The organism is Acinetobacter sp. C13 (genome assembly GCF_016809775.1).
GTDB classification, from domain to species: Bacteria; Pseudomonadota; Gammaproteobacteria; order Pseudomonadales; family Moraxellaceae; genus Acinetobacter; species Acinetobacter pittii.
This window is the reverse complement of sequence record NZ_JAFBJL010000002.1, coordinates 47,846-64,016: the sequence shown is the minus strand read 5'-3', so window position 1 is coordinate 64,016 and position 16,171 is coordinate 47,846. Positions and strand designations below refer to the sequence as shown.

The following is a 16,171-nucleotide window of genomic DNA, read 5'->3' as shown; positions in this document are numbered from 1 at the left end:
AGCTTTTAAACATAATTTTAAATTAAAAAAATTACTTATTTGACATCTTCAAATTCAGAAACAGGTTTGTTCACTTCAACTTTTGTTCCACCGAATTTTTCGCTTACAAACTTTTGAACTTTAGGTAAGTGGTAAAGTTCACCAAGTTTGGTATAGATCGGATCATTCTTCTTCGCTTCAGCCACACCTAACAAATTCACATAAAGCTTTGTAGACTGGTCAATAGGTTCACGGAAGATAGAATCTTTCATTACATTTAAGCCACCCTCAAGTGCCAATGTATTACCCAATACAATTGCATCTACATCGTCTTTAACACGGACTGCTGTAGTCATTTGAATTGGTTTTAATTGCAAATTTTTAGGGTTCTCAGCAATATCATTAGTCGTCCCTTTTACAGGATCAAAGTTCGGCTTAAGTTTAATCAGATTTGCAGATTGCAATAAAGTTAATGCACGTGCTTCATTAGCAGTATCGTTTGGAATCGCGATGGTCGCACCTTGTGGGAACTCTTCAACAGATTTAACTTTATTTGCATAAATACCCATTGGCTCTAGATAGGTTGTCGCAACAGCAGCAACTTTGGCCTTATTTGAAGCATTATAAGCTGCCAAATAGTTAAAGGACTGGAACGCATTTACATCTTGTTCACCATTTGCGACTGATGTATTAAGCACAACATAGTCAGTCAGATTGGTCACTTCGAGTTTAATACCAGCTTCTTTAGTTTCAGGAAGCGTCGCAACATATTTCCACACGTCAGTATCCGAACCTGTTGAAACCAGTTTAATTGTTCGAACTGACTCAGTTTTGTTCTCAGCTGTATTTTCAGTTTGCGCAGGTTGTTTACTACATGCAGACAGTGTGAGAACAGATGCGCCGAACAGGACACTAAATAATTTTTTCATAAATACATCCTAAAATAGGAAATGCTTACTCTACAAAAGAAAGACATTCCCAACCATTGGGTCAAAATGCAATATTTGGCTGGAAATAATTTCCAGATATATAAGGGTTTAGAAACCTGAATTCAGCCTTATTTCTTCCTTGATCTTGCTCGCTGAACAATAGAATCACGTTTTGAATCAGTCTCTAAATATTGGCTCATCATATATCAATAAATGAATATTCTACAAATAACTTGTTCAATTCTGATATATAGAAGCTTAATTGGTAAGATATTGAAAATAAAAAATATATTATATAAATATAGTAATTTTGATTAAAATATATACTTGTTTGATTTATATGAAATTTTCAGGATTTATTAGCAGTATTTAAGCTAAATCTTACTGTAATGTAGACACTAGGTATAAAAAAAAGCCCTTGTCATTAACAAGGGCTTTTTAAGAATCTGGCGGAAGCGGTGAGATTCGAACTCACGGAGGACTCACACCCTCGTCGGTTTTCAAGACCGGTGCATTAAACCGCTCTGCCACGCTTCCAACGAGCGCTATAATATAAATAAAAATTGAAGTTGGCAAATCTTTTATTTAATTTTTAATTCAACCGCTCAAAATAAACACAAATCTATTTAAATTTCTGGGTTTTCCGTCTTTTCATAGCGAATTGTATTGATATACCACAGCTTTTTTCCAGATGGCGTGTGTACTTCAATCTCATCATCAACTTCTTTGCCGAGCAATGCGAGAGCCATAGGTGACTCAATCGAGATATGTTGAGGGTGATGATCATAAATTTCATCAATTCCAACAATACGTAAAGTTTTTTGCTCACCTTCTTCGTTTTCAATCTCAACCCAAGCGCCAAAGTAAACTTTGCCGTCTTGCTCAGGAGAGTAATCAACAATTTTTAATTCTTCTAAGCGTTTTCCTAAATAACGTACACGTCGATCAATTTTTCTAAGGAGCTGCTTATTATATTGATAATCCGCATTTTCACTGCGGTCACCTAAGCTTGCAGCCCAGTTTACTTTTTTAGTGATTTCCGGTCGTTCTTCATGCCAAAGTTGTTTTAATTCAGCAACTAATTTGTCATGCCCTGACCGAGTGATTAAGTTAGATTTCATGATAAAAAACCACTGTTCAACAACATATCGCTTACAAGATGTAGCATTTTATACCCTATTTTCTCACATCAGAAGTGTATAAATTTTCTTCCTTAAGAAATTCATGTGTTTATGATGATATATCGAAGTTTTAATTGTACAAAATTTGACATTACTTTTTTTCAATATTATGATGCGCGCAGTTTAAATGTTGAGCGTTTTTTAACCCATTCGAAAACTATGTAGATTTTCTACACAGTTTGTTTTTTTCATTTCATGTCATTTTGAATGACGTCATGACTGCCCACCCCTTATTGAATTTATCAACTTTTAGAAGTTATGGCAGCTTTTTGTCTGACTTTTAGGGCATAAATTATCTGTAGCGGAGACAACATGCACAGTAATTCAAGTTCTGGGTCGAGGCTTTGCCTTAACTCTTTATTTTCTTCTCTCCCGTTAAAAGCTCTTGCACTCAGTACTATATTTCTCCCATTTCATAGTCTTAATGCAGGAAAAACCCTACAGTACAATACTGTAGTTAACACAAATACTTTAACTGTTGTTGCGGTAGAAAGCCCGACAACCGTTTTCAAAGAAGATCAGTTTTTACACGGTTTTGGTTACGACTTAGCACGTAACTATGCACAGAACCTAAATGTAAAGCTGGACTTTAAAATCGTGGCAGACAATGCCACTGCACTTAGATGGGTTCAGCAAGGTAAAGCAAACTTTGCGATGACTACAGCAGGTTTAAGCACAATCGAAAACAAAGGTTTAATGTCGTTTTCTGCAACTTGTGGTGACACAGCGAATTTGCAAAAAAATGGCTTAAATCCTGAGTTGAGTTGGGTATTTAAACAGGCTGATGACCCACTCACACAGACCGCCAGCGGCTTTGTATGCCAGAGTAAGCAAAATGGTGTGACGCAACAACTTGCCTCTTTTTATAACCGCAATGTGGTGAAACCAGAAGCATGGTCAACCATTCAACGTGACTTAAGCACACGTTTACCGATTTACAAAGCGAGCTTTAAGCAAAGCGCAGCGAAGTATGATCTAGATTGGCATTTACTTGCCGCAATTGGTTATCAAGAGTCATATTTAAAGCCAGAATCTGTTTCTCCCACAGGTGTTCGCGGCTTAATGATGTTAACCAATAGCACTGCTCGAGCAATGGGTGTAAGCAATCGTAGCGATCCTGCTCAGAGTATTCAGGGCGGGGCGAAGTATTACGATTTGATGCTTACCGAATTTGATAATATTCCGTTCCCTGATCGGAACTGGTATGCACTTGTGGCTTATAACATGGGACCGGGTGCGGTAAGTCAGATTCAAAAGCGCTTGCAGTCTCAAGGGAAAGATCCGAACAAATGGGTCAATCTCTATGACTATTTGCAAAGTAATAAAACGCGTAATGGTCGATATAAGCAAGCGGTTCAATATGTCACTCGTATCCGTGCTTATCTTGAACATATCAAAACGGCGCAAACACGAATCAATATCTAATTTTTATTTTTAAAAGTTGATAAATTCATTGTTTGTACAAATAAAAAGCTTACCTCTTTGGGTAAGCTTTTTATATGAATTCTTTTAGATTTAAGCTGTATGCTCTAATACTTTCTTAAACAAATCTTTTTGTTCTTGGCTTGGCTTAGCTGTTTGTAAAGCCATTAATTGAGACATGTCGCCTTGAACTTTAATTTTACCAGTCATGAATGCCTGCATAGCAGCAGCCATATCAAACTCTAAGAATACTTTACGTAAAGTTTCAGCATCCATATTTAAAGTTGTTTTGGCATTTGAAGACAAACCTTTTTGGATTTTACCCCCATCTAAAGCTAATTCGGTATTTCCAGAAGCATCTGTAACTACTAAATTAATTGCCAAGTTCGCAAGAGCGGGCGGCAAATTAAGATCACCTGCTTCAGCAGTTAATTTTTCGACAGTCGCAAACCAATCTTCAGTTAAAAATGCAGGCATGATTCTTCCTCAAATTTATTTGTTCAATTTCTCTGGTTGTCTATCCAGACAACATCATGTGAAGCAATTCTGCTTGTGGCTTGTTATAGCATGTAATTTAAATTTTGGGCTATGACTTTTTGTACGGAACATTCATTTTTTAGTATTTTGATACATTAAAGGCACTTGTTTATAAAGTGCCTTTAACATTCTTTATGCTAGCGTTTATTCAGCAGCGAAGCTTAAGTTCACTACATCTAAACGGTTCTTAAGTTCTTCTGGATCTTTAATATCCAACTCGCGCTGAGAATCTAGGGCTTCGAAATCAAACAATTCGCGGTCAGCTAACTGAGACGGAGATACGTTTTGTAATGCTCCGAAAATGCTGTGTAAGCGCTTCGGATATTGTTTATCCCATTCACGTAGCATTTCATTAAGCATGGCACGCTGTAGGTTTTCCTGCGAACCACAAAGGTTACATGGAATGATTGGGAACTGACGAATCTCGGCATATTTAATAATGTCTTTTTCTTCAACATATGCCAAAGGACGAATCAAAATGTTCTTTTTATCTGACGATAAAAGCTTTGGAGGCATCGCCTTTAAGCTACCGCCATGGAACAAATTCAAGAAGAATGTTGCAATGATATCATCACGGTGATGACCTAAAGCAACTTTAGTGGCACCAATCTCTTGTGCAAAGCCATATAAAGAACCACGGCGTAAACGTGAACATACTGCACAGTAGGTTTTACCTTCCGGCGTTAAGCGTTTAGTAATGGTATAGGTGTCTTTTTCTAAAATGTAATATGGAATGTTGTTCTCTTCCATATAACGAGGCAAAACATCTTCAGGAAAGCCTGGTTGTTTTTGGTCAAGGTTAACCGCAACCACCTCAAAATTGATTGGTGCAATACGCTTAAACTGCAACAAAATATCGAGCAAGGTATAACTGTCTTTACCACCAGACACACACACCATGACCTTATCGCCATCTTCAATCATATTGAAGTCACGAATAGCATGCCCAACTTGACGGCGAAGCTTCTTGAGCAAACGGTAATAGGCCGAGCTTGTTGGAAGTTCAGGCTTAAAATTAAATCCCTGATTGGACTCAACTGGCGCGTACATAGACGAGATATACCCATAAATAAAAATACCGCGCAATTTTATATGATTCAGAAGAGAATCGCATCAAAAGAATAGTTTCAATTCTTGAAGTCGTCACATTGCTCGTGCATGATGCAAAACACATGCTCTATTTTGACTGAAGCGTTCAAAATTTGTGCAAAATGCTTACTTTTTGGACTTTTCCACAGTTTTCCACAAAACCTGTGGATAAAATTGTGGATTTCTTCCTACTTGACAAACTGTTTTGGCCTTCTGTTAAGGGTTTTATTTAAATTGATCATTTTTTAACCAATGTTTTTTATTATTAATAATCAACATGTTAACCATGTCAATAGAATCATTTTAAAAAAATTTTTTAATTTTTTTTGATGAGCATTCGAACAAATCAGCTTGATTTTTTGAAAGAGTCGAAATAAAAAAAATTACACAAATCTTCTTTAAGTAATATTTTTTGATAAACTCTTTTGCAAGTTTTGAGTACCTAAAAATTGTGAATAACATAAAATGAAAAATTCGGTTCAATTTCTTGTTTCTTGTTTGCTGGGGATGACCTCTTTTACGGTCGGCATAACTTCGAGTTCAGCAGGTCAAATGTATATTTACCAAGATAAAAACGGTAGTACATTACTCACCAACCGAAAAAGCTATGACCACTCTCTTAAAAAAGTAAAAGTGACCTATTACCCTGATAGTAATATTCATAGTTATACAAACTGGGGAGCATCAGAAGCTTCTGTTCTGCCAAGCTACAATAAGAATAAAAATGCTTTCGACCACATTATTAGACAAGCTGCACAACAACATGGTGTCTCGGAAGGTTTAATTAAAGCCGTTATGCACACCGAGTCAGGATTTAACGTAAGAGCTCGTTCGCCAGTAGGTGCTCAAGGCTTAATGCAGCTCATGCCTGCGACTGCCCGTCGTTTTAATGTCTCTAACGCCTATGACCCGCAACAAAATATTTTTGCAGGCGCTAAATATTTAAGCTGGTTGCTCAAGCGTTTTAATGGTAATACGCAAATGGCGCTTGCGGCTTACAATGCCGGTGAAGGTAATGTCGACAAATATGGCGGTATTCCCCCTTTCCGTGAAACACAAGATTATGTGCGCCGTGTAACAAGTCGATACCAAAACCTATATGCATCAGGTTCAGGTTTTTCATCTTTTACCAATGCTTCAGTACAAACTGTTTCACATCCGTCTAATTTGGCAGAAAACACAACAGCTCAAATCACGACTCAATCACCTAAATATTCATCTTCTCGTCAAATCGTGACTTTACCTGACGGTACCTATACCGACGCACCAACAGGCACTTATGTCACCAATAATGCCACCGCAATTGCCCATATACGAATTGAATAAACAGTAAAGAAGAACGGCGGCTCGCAGTTCTATTTAGGTAAGTTTAGATGTTTTAAATTGTAATGATCTATTACCTGATCTTTACCATTTTGACGAACTTAGCCAATTATTCTTTAAATTTAGGCACATTCTGCTAAATGAAAGAATGTATCAATTCCTTATTTTTTTCTTGAATTTTTCCCCCAAGCCCCGCATATTAGCTTCATGATTTCGAATTTGTAAATCAGATAACATTTTATTTATAAGAGGATTTTCTCAATGATGCGGATTGGTTTGTTTTTGCTTACCAACCTCGCGGTACTGGTTGTAGCTGGCATTATTTTGTCACTCTTCGGTGTCGGTAGTTACCATGGCGCGGGTGGCTTGAATCTAGGCAACCTTTTAGTGATCTGTTTTGTGTTTGGTATGGTGGGATCTTTAATCTCGTTATTCATGTCAAAATGGATGGCTAAGAAAACGACCGGTACAGAACTGATCGACCCGAATGCTCCTCGTAACCAAGCTGAAAGCTGGTTATTGCAAACAGTCGCTGAACTTTCTCAACGTGCTGGTATCAACATGCCAGAGGTTGGTATTTTTCCATCATATCAATCCAATGCCTTTGCAACAGGCTGGAACAAAAATGATGCCTTAGTTGCCGTTTCATCTGGTCTACTTGAACGTATGAACAAAGATGAGCTACGTGCAGTGCTTGCGCACGAGATTGGTCACGTTGCGAATGGTGACATGGTTACCCTAGCGCTCATCCAAGGTGTTGTGAACGCCTTTGTTATGTTCTTTGCTCGTGTCGTTGGTGACTTTATCGACCGTAATGTCTTTGGTCGTCAAGACGATGAAGCCCCTGGTATGGGTTACTTCATTATTACCATGGTATTGGATATCGTCTTTGGTATTCTCGCTTCTGCCATTGTGATGTGGTTCTCTCGTTATCGTGAATACCGTGCTGATGAAGCAGGTGCACGTTTAGCAGGTAAACAAGCAATGATTTCTGCATTATTACGTCTCCAAGCTGAGACGGAAATGCCAGATCAAATGCCAAAAGAAATGAAAGCCTTCGCAATTGCGGAAGGTAAAGAACAAGGTTTCAGCTTAGCTGCTTTGTTCCAAACCCACCCAACAATTGAACAGCGTGTGGCAGCTTTACATCAATTAGATTGCCCATAAAACGTTTAATGTAAAAATAAAGCCTCCAAATGGAGGCTTTATTTTTTATTACATGGTTTGATAGAAACTCCAAAGATAGCTTGCGCCCCACCAAACAGCTAATCCAATTAAAAGCAGTACAAGCGCACCTACTAAATCGGGAATATGCAACCATAACCAACTGACAATAGGATTTCGCCAGAAAGCTGAGTTCTGCTGCTTCTTTTCGAGTTTTTCATGTAAGTACGGATGAACGACATGAATATCACTCTGAATCGCATATTCTTCGCGTATATGCGTATGAACCACATCTAATGCTTTTCGACTCGGTCTTATAAAAATATCGAAAATAGTCCCTGCAACTGGAACAAAGCCTACTACAGCATCTACAACAGCGAGTTTGATGACTGGCGTTAGCTTATGTTGAGGCACACCAATTTGTTTGGCTTTATAGATGGCATAACACGTCAATGCAAAACCAGCGACATCACCGGCAATCGGAATAGTACTCAGTGCAGCATCGGCACCAATACCTTGCTTTGTAAAAGGTATGCGAACTGCACTGTCCATCATGGTTGCAAACTTGCCCAGATCTCGTTCTAGTGCGATGACCTGTTGCTCTGTTAATTTTTTTTCTTGAGGCATTTAAATCAAATATATGAAGAGTAGTTAATCTTAATATACTTGATTTAATACCTCTTTTTAAATTGTTTACTTTTAACTAGTAGTTTTCGATCTAAACAATGAACGCAATAACACGTACATGACTGGAATAAAGAAAAGAACCAGTACTGTACCAAACATAACACCGCCTAAAATACTAATACCAATTTCTTGACGGCTTACAGCTCCAGCGCCTTGTGCAAACACAAGAGGAATCACACCAGCACCAAAAGCCAAAGATGTCATTAAAATCGGTCTTAAACGTAAGCTCGCCCCTTCTAAAGCTGCTTGAATGGCATTCTTACCTTTTTCTTGCGCCAAGGCAGCAAACTCAACAATTAAAATTGCGTTTTTACAAGACAATCCAATTGTAGTTAACAGTGCAATTTGGAAATACACATCATTTGGGAGACCAAAAATATAAGAGAAAATGACACTTCCTCCCACACCAAGCGGAATAGAGGTCATCACCGCAGCGGGAATGCTTAGACTCTCATAAAGTGCAGCTAAACATAAGAAAATAAAGCCTGCCGAGATTAAATATAACCAAACGGCCTGATTTGTCGACTTCTGCTCTTCAAAAGATAGACCGGTCCACGCCAAACCAACATCCTTTTGCTGATTTACAAGTTGTTCAACATCTTTCATTGCCTGACCTGAACTGCTGCCACTTGCAACATCTGCTTGTAACTGCAAGGCACTATAACCCATATAGCGTTTTACGATTTCAGGAGCACCACCCCAACTGAAATTAGCAAATGAGCTAAAAGGTACCATTTCATTTTGGTTATTACGTACAGACCAATTATATAAATCTTCCGGTTTTGATCTGAACTGGGCATCACCTTGGATCATAACGCGCTTGATACGACCACGGTCAATAAAGTCATTTACATAGGTTCCACCCCACGCACTCGACAAAGTGTTGTTAATCGCAGGAAGCTCTAATCCATTTGCTAATGCTTGTTTCTGGTCAATTTTGATATTGAGGTTTGCTTTACTGTTAGTAGATTGCTTATCAAAGTTTTCAAAACTTGAATAGCTTTTACTCTGCGTTTGCAACTGGCGGAAGGTGTTATCTAGAAAATCTTGCCCTTGCCCATTCAAATCTTGAATCCATAAATCCAGACCATCGGTTTGGCCCAAACCATTGACTGAAGCAGGTAATGTCACATTAATTTGTGCATTATTGAATTGACTGAAATATTTCATCGCACGCTTTTGTATAGCGTCAGCCGAATTTTCTTTACCTGTACGCACATCCCAAGGTTTTAAGGCAATAAATCCTTGAGCCAAGTTCTGGCCTGTACCAGAATAATTTCGGCCATAGCGAATCAAAACCAGATCCACATTCTTATCTTCTTGAGTTAAGAAATATTGACGGACTTGTTCTCCAATTTTTTGACTTTGCGAGATTGGAGCGCTATCAACAAGTTTAATTTGAACACTTAAAATGCCTTGGTCTTCTTTAGGAATAAATCCACTTTTCAAACCACTATAGAACAGTGCAAAAACAGCAATCAAAGCCACAAAAATCACGATAACCGATTTACTGTAACGGATGCTTGTTTGAACAATCTTGATATATTGATTTTTAAGTTGATCAATTTTTTTGTTAAACCAAACTGCCCAGCGCATAGGCTCTGGATTCGGTTTTAAAATTAAGGCACATAAAGCGGGTGTTAAGACTAATGCTACCACGAGTGATAACCCCATAGCGGCAACTAAAGTAATGGAAAACTGACGGTAAATCACGCCAATTGAACCACCTAAAAACGACATTGGAATAAAAACAGCAGTTAAAACCAATGTAATTCCGACTAAGGCACTACTAATTTCTCCCATCGACTCAATGGCTGCTTCTTTCGGCGTTAAATGCTGTTCATGCATGAGCCGTTCAACATTCTCAACGACCACAATCGCATCATCTACTAGCAAACCAATGGCGAGCACCAATGCAAACAGCGTCAAGGTGTTAATACTGAAACCGAGCACATATAAAACAGCAAAAGTTCCTAAAATAACAACAGGAACGGTAATACTCGGAATGAGTGTAGCGCGCCAGCTTTGCAAGAACAGGAACATCACCAAAATAACTAAAATAATGGCTTCAATAAGCGTCTTTACAACTTCTTTAATAGACTCTTGAACAAACGGCGTATTATCTCGTGGATAAACAATTTTATAACCAGCAGGTAGCTTAGTTGTAAGCTGATCTAGAGTTTGATGGATGAGTTTAGAGGTCTGAATCGCATTCGCACCCGAAGATAACGAAATACCTAAACCAGCAGCCGGATAACCATTAATAGTGTTAAAAGACTGATAATTTTCTGCACCTAACTCGACTCTAGCAATATCTTTTAAGTAGACATAGCTCGCTGTTTGATTTGCTTTCACTACAATATTTTTAAAATCTTCGACTGTTTTTAGTCGAGATCCTGCGGTGACTTTCGTATTTAAATATTGTCCATCAATGACGGGTAAATCACCGATTGCACCTGCGGCAACTTGTGTATTTTGAGCAGTGATTGCATTTGCTACATCACTTGGCATTAAATTATATTGTTTTAATTTCTCTGGATTTAGCCAGATTCGCATAGCATATTGCGAACCGAAAACATCAGACTCACCCACCCCTTCAATACGGTTCAGGTCATCTACCACATGCGTAGTTAGATAGTCCGATAGCTCAATATTGCCCGATTTACCAGTTGAGTCATATAAGCCTACCACCATAAAAGTATCGCCGAGTGACTTACTCACGGTCACCCCTTGGCGTTGTACTTCATCGGGTAAACGTCTTATGACACCACTAATACTATTTTGTACTTGGACCTGTGCTGTATCTGGATTTGTTCCATTATCAAAACTAATGGTAATTCGGCTACGTCCTGATGAATCACTGGTAGAGCTGAAATAAAGTAAATTATCAATACCTTGTATTTGTTGTTCTAAAATCTGAGTAACACTTTGCTCAACCGTTTGTGCATCCGCACCACTATAACTTGCCGAGACTGTAATTTTAGGAGGGGCAATATCAGGATAGCGCTCTACGGGTAAATTCAGCACCGAGAAAATACCAAATGCCATAACAATAATTGCGAGTACACTGGCAAAAATGGGACGCTGAATAAAAAATTTAGATAGCATGGCTGCTCAGAATTAGGTCGTCAATTAACAGATGGCAATACCAAATTTGCCCTCTTGATCATCAACGAGCGATATAAAAAAGACAAGTAGAATTAACACAATAAATGCAATTAGAACAAAAACAAAGCAAGAACTGGCATTTCCTACAAACCCATAAACAAGGTTTTAACAAGTGTCACTGAAAATTCATGAATTCTTCATGATCACGTCAAGTTCAATCATCAGACTAAATACGTTTCGACTAAAACAATATGAGTAGAATTATGTTTAAAAGAGCACTTTTATGCTTAAGTTTAATTAGCTTGGTTGGTTGTAATGATGACGATAAAACTGAAAACTCACCAACCACACCAGAATATCAACTTCCTAAAATTTTAGTGGTAGGACACCGCGGCGCGAGCGCTTTACGTCCTGAACACACATTAGCTTCATATCAAAAAGCGATTGATGATGGCGCAGATTTCATTGAACCTGATCTAGTCTCTACAAAAGATGGCGTATTGGTTACTCGCCATGAAAATGAGATTGGTGGAACAACCAATGTAAGCACTTTAAGTCAGTTTGCAGATCGTAAAACAACAAAAAATATTGATGGTAAAGACTTAACAGGCTGGTTTACAGAAGACTTCACGTTAAGTGAATTACAGCAGCTTAAAGCGCGTGAACGCATTCCAGAGTTCCGTCCAGCAAACACAGCCTATAATGACCTCTACCCTGTCCCGACTCTAGAGCAAGTGATTGAACTGGCTGAAGCAAATTATAAGAAAACGGGAAAAATTATTGGTTTATATATTGAAACCAAACATCCGACTTACTTTAAAAATCAGAAACTGGCAATGGAAGATACCCTTCTTAAAACCTTAGCCAAATACGAATATACACGTGATATTGCACCTGTCTATTTACAGTCTTTTGAAGTGAGTAATCTAAAATATTTAAAAGATCAGCTCGACCTTCATAAAACGATTAAACATGCACAAATCATTCAATTATATGACGCTAAAACCTCTCAACCAGCCGACTTCGTTGAATCTGGCGAAACTAAAACTTATGCCGATTTAGCCACAGCACAAGGTTTAAAAGACGTGGCTAAATATGCAAACGGTGTAGGACCAAGTAAAGGCTATATTCTGAACTTTAATGACGATGGCTCAGTTCAAACGACTTCGTTTATTTCTGATGCGCATAAAGCTGGCTTAAAAGTACATCCTTATACTTTCCGCCCAGAAAATAATTATTTACCAACACCTTTAAAATGTAGTCAAGATAAACCAGCGGAGCGCTGTCCATCTGGTGCTTTAAAAGAGTTTGAAGCCTATTTTAAAGCTGGTGTTGATGGAGTCTTTACAGATGACCCGGCACTTGGCCGTGAAGCCGTTATTAATTATGAAAAACCCGCAAAATAAATAAAGTTTTTAATAAAAAAACAGGGCAATAAATGCCCTGTTTTTTTATTTCTCTACAACATTATCAAAATAGAGCGGGATCCACTGATATTGCTCGGCATTTACTTTATAAACATGACCAATGCCTGGAAATGGTAAATGTGGTGCGGCAACCCATTGTTGCTTATTTGAAATTTCAGCAAACATTTTTAGACGGGTATTAATTGCCTGCTCAGAATTCACATCAAAATCTACCCCAGTTTTTGGAGCATCAAATTGCAATGAATGTGAGTGGACAATGTCTCCAACAAAAATGATTTGCTGATCATTACTTTTTAAGCGGAAGCTATGGTGGCCTGGTGTATGACCACGCGTATCGATCACTTCAAAACCTTGAATAACATCACCGTCTTTAAATGTCTTGAATGCTTTTTTTGCTTGGTATGGAGCAAGAGCAGTTTTTACGTTTTTAACAGTGCCCAAATAATTTTCTTTTTTGTCTGCAGGTATTGTTTTTTCAGAAGCTGGATTTAACCAGTAATCAGCTTCACGCTCATGTGCATATACAGTTGCATTAGGAAATACAGCTTTTCCATTTTGAGCAATACCACACACATGGTCTGGGTGTAGATGAGTAAGTAAAACAGTTTTTACATCAGCAAGCTTATAACCTGCTAATTCAATATTTTTTGCAATCGAGCCAAGTTGCGGGCCAAAACAACTTGCTGCCCCACTGTCTACAAGCGTTAAACTTTTTCCATCATCAACTAAAAATGCATTTACCGAGGTTTGAATCCCTTTCTCATTAACAGCAGCATATTTGGTTAAGATTTTAGTTTTCTGGGCCTGATTTAAATTTTTGAATAAATCAGGATTTAAATAAATCGTACCATCAAGTAAAGAGGTTACGCGGTAGTTTCCAAATTGATGGTGATAATATCCTGGTACTTGCGGGGTTGCTGTTGGCTCAGCATAACTTGCATGGATGCTTCCAATTGCAAGGCCCAACGCTACACATAATTTTTTCATCTTTTCTTCTCTATTGAGTTATAAAGTCGAAATCTTTAAAAAAGATTTAATAATTTTTTAAGACCCAAATTATATAATGCATGAAAAGTGTCAGAAATATAAGTATATGAATAGCTATTCTCCCTATAAGGGTAAAAGCGGTCTTAAGCGCATATTAAATGCAACGGGCTACTCTATTTCAGGATTTAAAGCAGCTTATAAAAATGAGGCAGCTTTTCGCCAAATTGTTTTGATTAATATTATTTTGATTCCGGTTAGTTTTTTTCTTGATGTGAGCCGTAGTGAACATGTATTACTGATTATTGTATGTCTTTTTGCAATGATCGTTGAGCTATTCAACTCGGCTATTGAGGCAGTGGTTGATCGAGTTTCTCTTGAAAAACATCAGCTTTCTAAAAATGCAAAAGATATGGGAAGTGCTGCCCAATTTGTTGCACTCTCTATCATTGCTATTACTTGGTTAATTATTTTATTAGGCTAAAAAAAACCATGCCTACAAGTAAATAAGCATGGTTGTAACAAAAGAGGAACTTCTAGCTGCTGTTCCTGTTTTTAATATAAATAATGGAACTTAATTATTTCTTAAAATTACGTGAAAAATAAAAAAATCCCTGCATAAGCAGGGATTTTTTGGTTAAAGCGTTGATGCGTTATTACATCATGCCGCCCATACCACCCATACCGCCCATATCTGGAACAGCTGGTTTATCTTCAGGAATGTCAGTAATCATACATTCTGTAGTTAACATTAAGCCAGCAACAGAAGCTGCATGCTCAAGTGCAGAGCGAGTTACTTTAGCTGGGTCAAGGATACCCATTTCTAACATATCGCCATATTCACCAGTTGCAGCGTTGTAACCAAAGTTACCTTCACCACCTTTAACTGCATTGATCACTACAGATGGCTCATCACCAGCGTTTGCAACGATTTGACGAAGTGGAGCTTCGATCGCACGACGTAAAATGTTGATACCTGCTGTTTGGTCTTCATTAGCGCCTTTTAAGCCATCTAATGCATTAACCGCACGTACTAGAGCAACACCACCACCAGCAACAACACCTTCTTCAACTGCTGCACGAGTTGCATGAAGCGCGTCATCTACACGGTCTTTCTTCTCTTTCATTTCAACTTCAGTTGCTGCACCGATTTTAATTACAGCAACACCGCCTGCTAATTTAGCAACGCGTTCTTGTAATTTTTCACGGTCATATTCTGAAGTAGATTCTTCAATTTGAGCACGGATTTGTTGAACACGCTCAGCAATACCAGCAGCATCACCAGCACCATCAACAATAACAGTGTTTTCTTTAGAAACAGTGATTTTGTGCGCAGTACCTAAATCTTGAAGAGTTGCTTGCTCTAAAGACATACCAACTTCTTCAGAAATAACAGTTGCACCAGTCAAGATTGCGATGTCTTGAAGCATTGCTTTACGACGGTCACCGAAACCAGGAGCTTTAACAGCACATACTTTGATAATACCGCGCATGTTGTTTACAACAAGTGTAGCAAGCGCTTCACCTTCAACATCTTCAGCGATGATAAGAAGTGGTTTACCAGTTTTTGCAACTGCTTCTAAAACAGAAATCAATTCACGGATGTTGCTGATTTTCTTGTCTACAAGAAGAATGAACGGGTTTTCAAGTTCAGCAGTTAAAGTATCTTGTTTGTTTGCGAAGTATGGAGAGATATAACCACGGTCAAACTGCATACCTTCTACAACGTCTAACGCGTCTTCGAAGCCAGAACCTTCTTCTACAGTAATTACGCCTTCTTTACCTACTTTTTCCATCGCTTGAGCGATAAGTTTACCAACAGTAGTATCAGAGTTAGCAGAGATGGAACCTACTTGTTCGATCGCTTTAAAATCATCAGCAGGTTTTGCATTTGAACGGATATTTTCAACTACAGTTTTTACTGCGATATCGATACCACGTTTTAAATCCATTGGGTTCATGCCTGCAGTTACAGATTTGATCCCTTCATTTAAAATTGCTTGAGCAAGTACAGTTGCAGTTGTCGTACCGTCACCAGCGATATCGTTAGTTTTGCTAGAAACTTCACGAACAAGTTGAGCACCCATGTTTTCAAACTTGTCTTTTAATGAAATTTCTTTAGCAACAGTTACACCGTCTTTAGTGATGTGCGGAGCACCGAAAGAACGGTCAATCACTACGTTACGACCTTTAGGGCCTAAAGTTACTTTAACCGCATCTGCAAGTACGTTTACGCCTGCAATCATTTTTGAACGAGCTGAATCACCAAATTTTACGTCTTTAGCTGACATATTAAACTCCGAATCTTTTTAAATACTGAATCTGATAATGAATTGAGTTA

Annotated in this window: 12 protein-coding genes, 1 tRNA gene and 1 pseudogene; 5 read left to right on the top strand and 9 right to left on the bottom strand. The window is 38.2% G+C overall.

Annotation, left to right across the window (positions count from 1 at the left end):
- Positions 1 to 35: 35 nt before the first annotated feature.
- From JGE69_RS05560 to greB, 3 genes are all read right to left on the bottom strand, one after another.
- Positions 36 to 908, bottom strand: a complete 873-nt coding sequence (locus JGE69_RS05560; protein ID WP_060464890.1) for a MetQ/NlpA family ABC transporter substrate-binding protein — start codon at positions 906 to 908, stop codon at positions 36 to 38.
- A gap of 447 nt (positions 909 to 1,355) precedes the next feature.
- A tRNA-Ser gene (locus tag JGE69_RS05555) sits at positions 1,356 to 1,445 on the bottom strand.
- Positions 1,446 to 1,534: 89 nt separating this feature from the next.
- Complete coding sequence (gene greB / locus JGE69_RS05550; protein ID WP_199113167.1) at positions 1,535 to 2,029, bottom strand: transcription elongation factor GreB; 495 nt, start codon at positions 2,027 to 2,029, stop codon at positions 1,535 to 1,537.
- A gap of 372 nt (positions 2,030 to 2,401) precedes the next feature.
- Here greB and JGE69_RS05545 point away from each other — a divergent pair, with 372 nt between their 5' ends.
- On the top strand, positions 2,402 to 3,514 hold the full coding sequence (locus JGE69_RS05545; protein WP_039759744.1) for a transglycosylase SLT domain-containing protein: 1,113 nt from the start codon (positions 2,402 to 2,404) through the stop codon (positions 3,512 to 3,514).
- Between the two features lie 90 nt (positions 3,515 to 3,604).
- Here JGE69_RS05545 and JGE69_RS05540 read toward each other — a convergent pair whose 3' ends face one another.
- A complete protein-coding gene (locus JGE69_RS05540) occupies positions 3,605 to 3,988 on the bottom strand; it encodes an SCP2 sterol-binding domain-containing protein (RefSeq protein WP_002118641.1) in 384 nt (127 codons plus the stop codon).
- Between the two features lie 204 nt (positions 3,989 to 4,192).
- A complete protein-coding gene (gene ttcA / locus JGE69_RS05535) occupies positions 4,193 to 5,098 on the bottom strand; it encodes a tRNA 2-thiocytidine(32) synthetase TtcA (protein WP_002118895.1) in 906 nt (301 codons plus the stop codon).
- Between the two features lie 573 nt (positions 5,099 to 5,671).
- Here ttcA and JGE69_RS05530 point away from each other — a divergent pair.
- Positions 5,672 to 6,463: pseudogene (locus tag JGE69_RS05530) on the top strand (lytic transglycosylase domain-containing protein); the annotation flags it as partial.
- A gap of 258 nt (positions 6,464 to 6,721) precedes the next feature.
- Positions 6,722 to 7,627, top strand: a complete 906-nt coding sequence (htpX, locus tag JGE69_RS05525; protein ID WP_002118851.1) for a protease HtpX — start codon at positions 6,722 to 6,724, stop codon at positions 7,625 to 7,627.
- A 48-nt stretch (positions 7,628 to 7,675) separates the two neighbouring features.
- Here htpX and JGE69_RS05520 read toward each other — a convergent pair whose 3' ends face one another.
- The gene (locus JGE69_RS05520) at positions 7,676 to 8,251 is read right to left on the bottom strand and encodes a DUF4112 domain-containing protein (protein ID WP_199113169.1); all 576 of its coding nucleotides are present in this window, start codon (positions 8,249 to 8,251) and stop codon (positions 7,676 to 7,678) included.
- A gap of 72 nt (positions 8,252 to 8,323) precedes the next feature.
- On the bottom strand, positions 8,324 to 11,419 hold the full coding sequence (locus JGE69_RS05515; RefSeq protein ID WP_199113170.1) for a multidrug efflux RND transporter permease subunit: 3,096 nt from the start codon (positions 11,417 to 11,419) through the stop codon (positions 8,324 to 8,326).
- 263 nt (positions 11,420 to 11,682) lie between these two features.
- Here JGE69_RS05515 and JGE69_RS05510 point away from each other — a divergent pair, with 263 nt between their 5' ends.
- Positions 11,683 to 12,825 carry a glycerophosphodiester phosphodiesterase gene (locus JGE69_RS05510; RefSeq protein ID WP_199113171.1) on the top strand — a complete coding sequence of 381 codons (1,143 nt, stop codon included), beginning with the start codon at positions 11,683 to 11,685 and terminating at the stop codon, positions 12,823 to 12,825.
- Positions 12,826 to 12,870: 45 nt separating this feature from the next.
- Here JGE69_RS05510 and JGE69_RS05505 read toward each other — a convergent pair whose 3' ends face one another.
- Entirely contained in the window at positions 12,871 to 13,833 is a 963-nt protein-coding gene (locus JGE69_RS05505) for an MBL fold metallo-hydrolase (RefSeq protein WP_199113172.1), read from the bottom strand.
- Between the two features lie 106 nt (positions 13,834 to 13,939).
- Here JGE69_RS05505 and JGE69_RS05500 point away from each other — a divergent pair, with 106 nt between their 5' ends.
- Positions 13,940 to 14,314, top strand: a complete 375-nt coding sequence (locus JGE69_RS05500) for a diacylglycerol kinase (protein WP_002118962.1) — start codon at positions 13,940 to 13,942, stop codon at positions 14,312 to 14,314.
- 172 nt (positions 14,315 to 14,486) lie between these two features.
- Here the strand turns inward: JGE69_RS05500 and groL are convergent, their stop codons facing one another.
- Positions 14,487 to 16,121 (bottom strand): chaperonin GroEL, encoded by a 1,635-nt coding sequence (groL, locus tag JGE69_RS05495; RefSeq protein ID WP_002120607.1) that lies wholly within the window; start codon positions 16,119 to 16,121, stop codon positions 14,487 to 14,489.
- Positions 16,122 to 16,171: the final 50 nt, after the last annotated feature.

What these genes read in the sequence shown, in the direction of transcription:
- JGE69_RS05560 (WP_060464890.1), bottom strand. Translation starts at nt 908, where the DNA reads ATGAAAAAATTATTTAGTGTCCTGTTCGGCGCATCTGTTCTCACACTG.
- greB (WP_199113167.1), bottom strand. Translation starts at nt 2,029, where the DNA reads ATGAAATCTAACTTAATCACTCGGTCAGGGCATGACAAATTAGTTGCT.
- JGE69_RS05545 (WP_039759744.1), top strand. Translation starts at nt 2,402, where the DNA reads ATGCACAGTAATTCAAGTTCTGGGTCGAGGCTTTGCCTTAACTCTTTA.
- JGE69_RS05540 (WP_002118641.1), bottom strand. Translation starts at nt 3,988, where the DNA reads ATGCCTGCATTTTTAACTGAAGATTGGTTTGCGACTGTCGAAAAATTA.
- ttcA (WP_002118895.1), bottom strand. Translation starts at nt 5,098, where the DNA reads ATGTACGCGCCAGTTGAGTCCAATCAGGGATTTAATTTTAAGCCTGAA.
- htpX (WP_002118851.1), top strand. Translation starts at nt 6,722, where the DNA reads ATGATGCGGATTGGTTTGTTTTTGCTTACCAACCTCGCGGTACTGGTT.
- JGE69_RS05520 (WP_199113169.1), bottom strand. Translation starts at nt 8,251, where the DNA reads ATGCCTCAAGAAAAAAAATTAACAGAGCAACAGGTCATCGCACTAGAA.
- JGE69_RS05515 (WP_199113170.1), bottom strand. Translation starts at nt 11,419, where the DNA reads ATGCTATCTAAATTTTTTATTCAGCGTCCCATTTTTGCCAGTGTACTC.
- JGE69_RS05510 (WP_199113171.1), top strand. Translation starts at nt 11,683, where the DNA reads ATGTTTAAAAGAGCACTTTTATGCTTAAGTTTAATTAGCTTGGTTGGT.
- JGE69_RS05505 (WP_199113172.1), bottom strand. Translation starts at nt 13,833, where the DNA reads ATGAAAAAATTATGTGTAGCGTTGGGCCTTGCAATTGGAAGCATCCAT.
- JGE69_RS05500 (WP_002118962.1), top strand. Translation starts at nt 13,940, where the DNA reads ATGAATAGCTATTCTCCCTATAAGGGTAAAAGCGGTCTTAAGCGCATA.
- groL (WP_002120607.1), bottom strand. Translation starts at nt 16,121, where the DNA reads ATGTCAGCTAAAGACGTAAAATTTGGTGATTCAGCTCGTTCAAAAATG.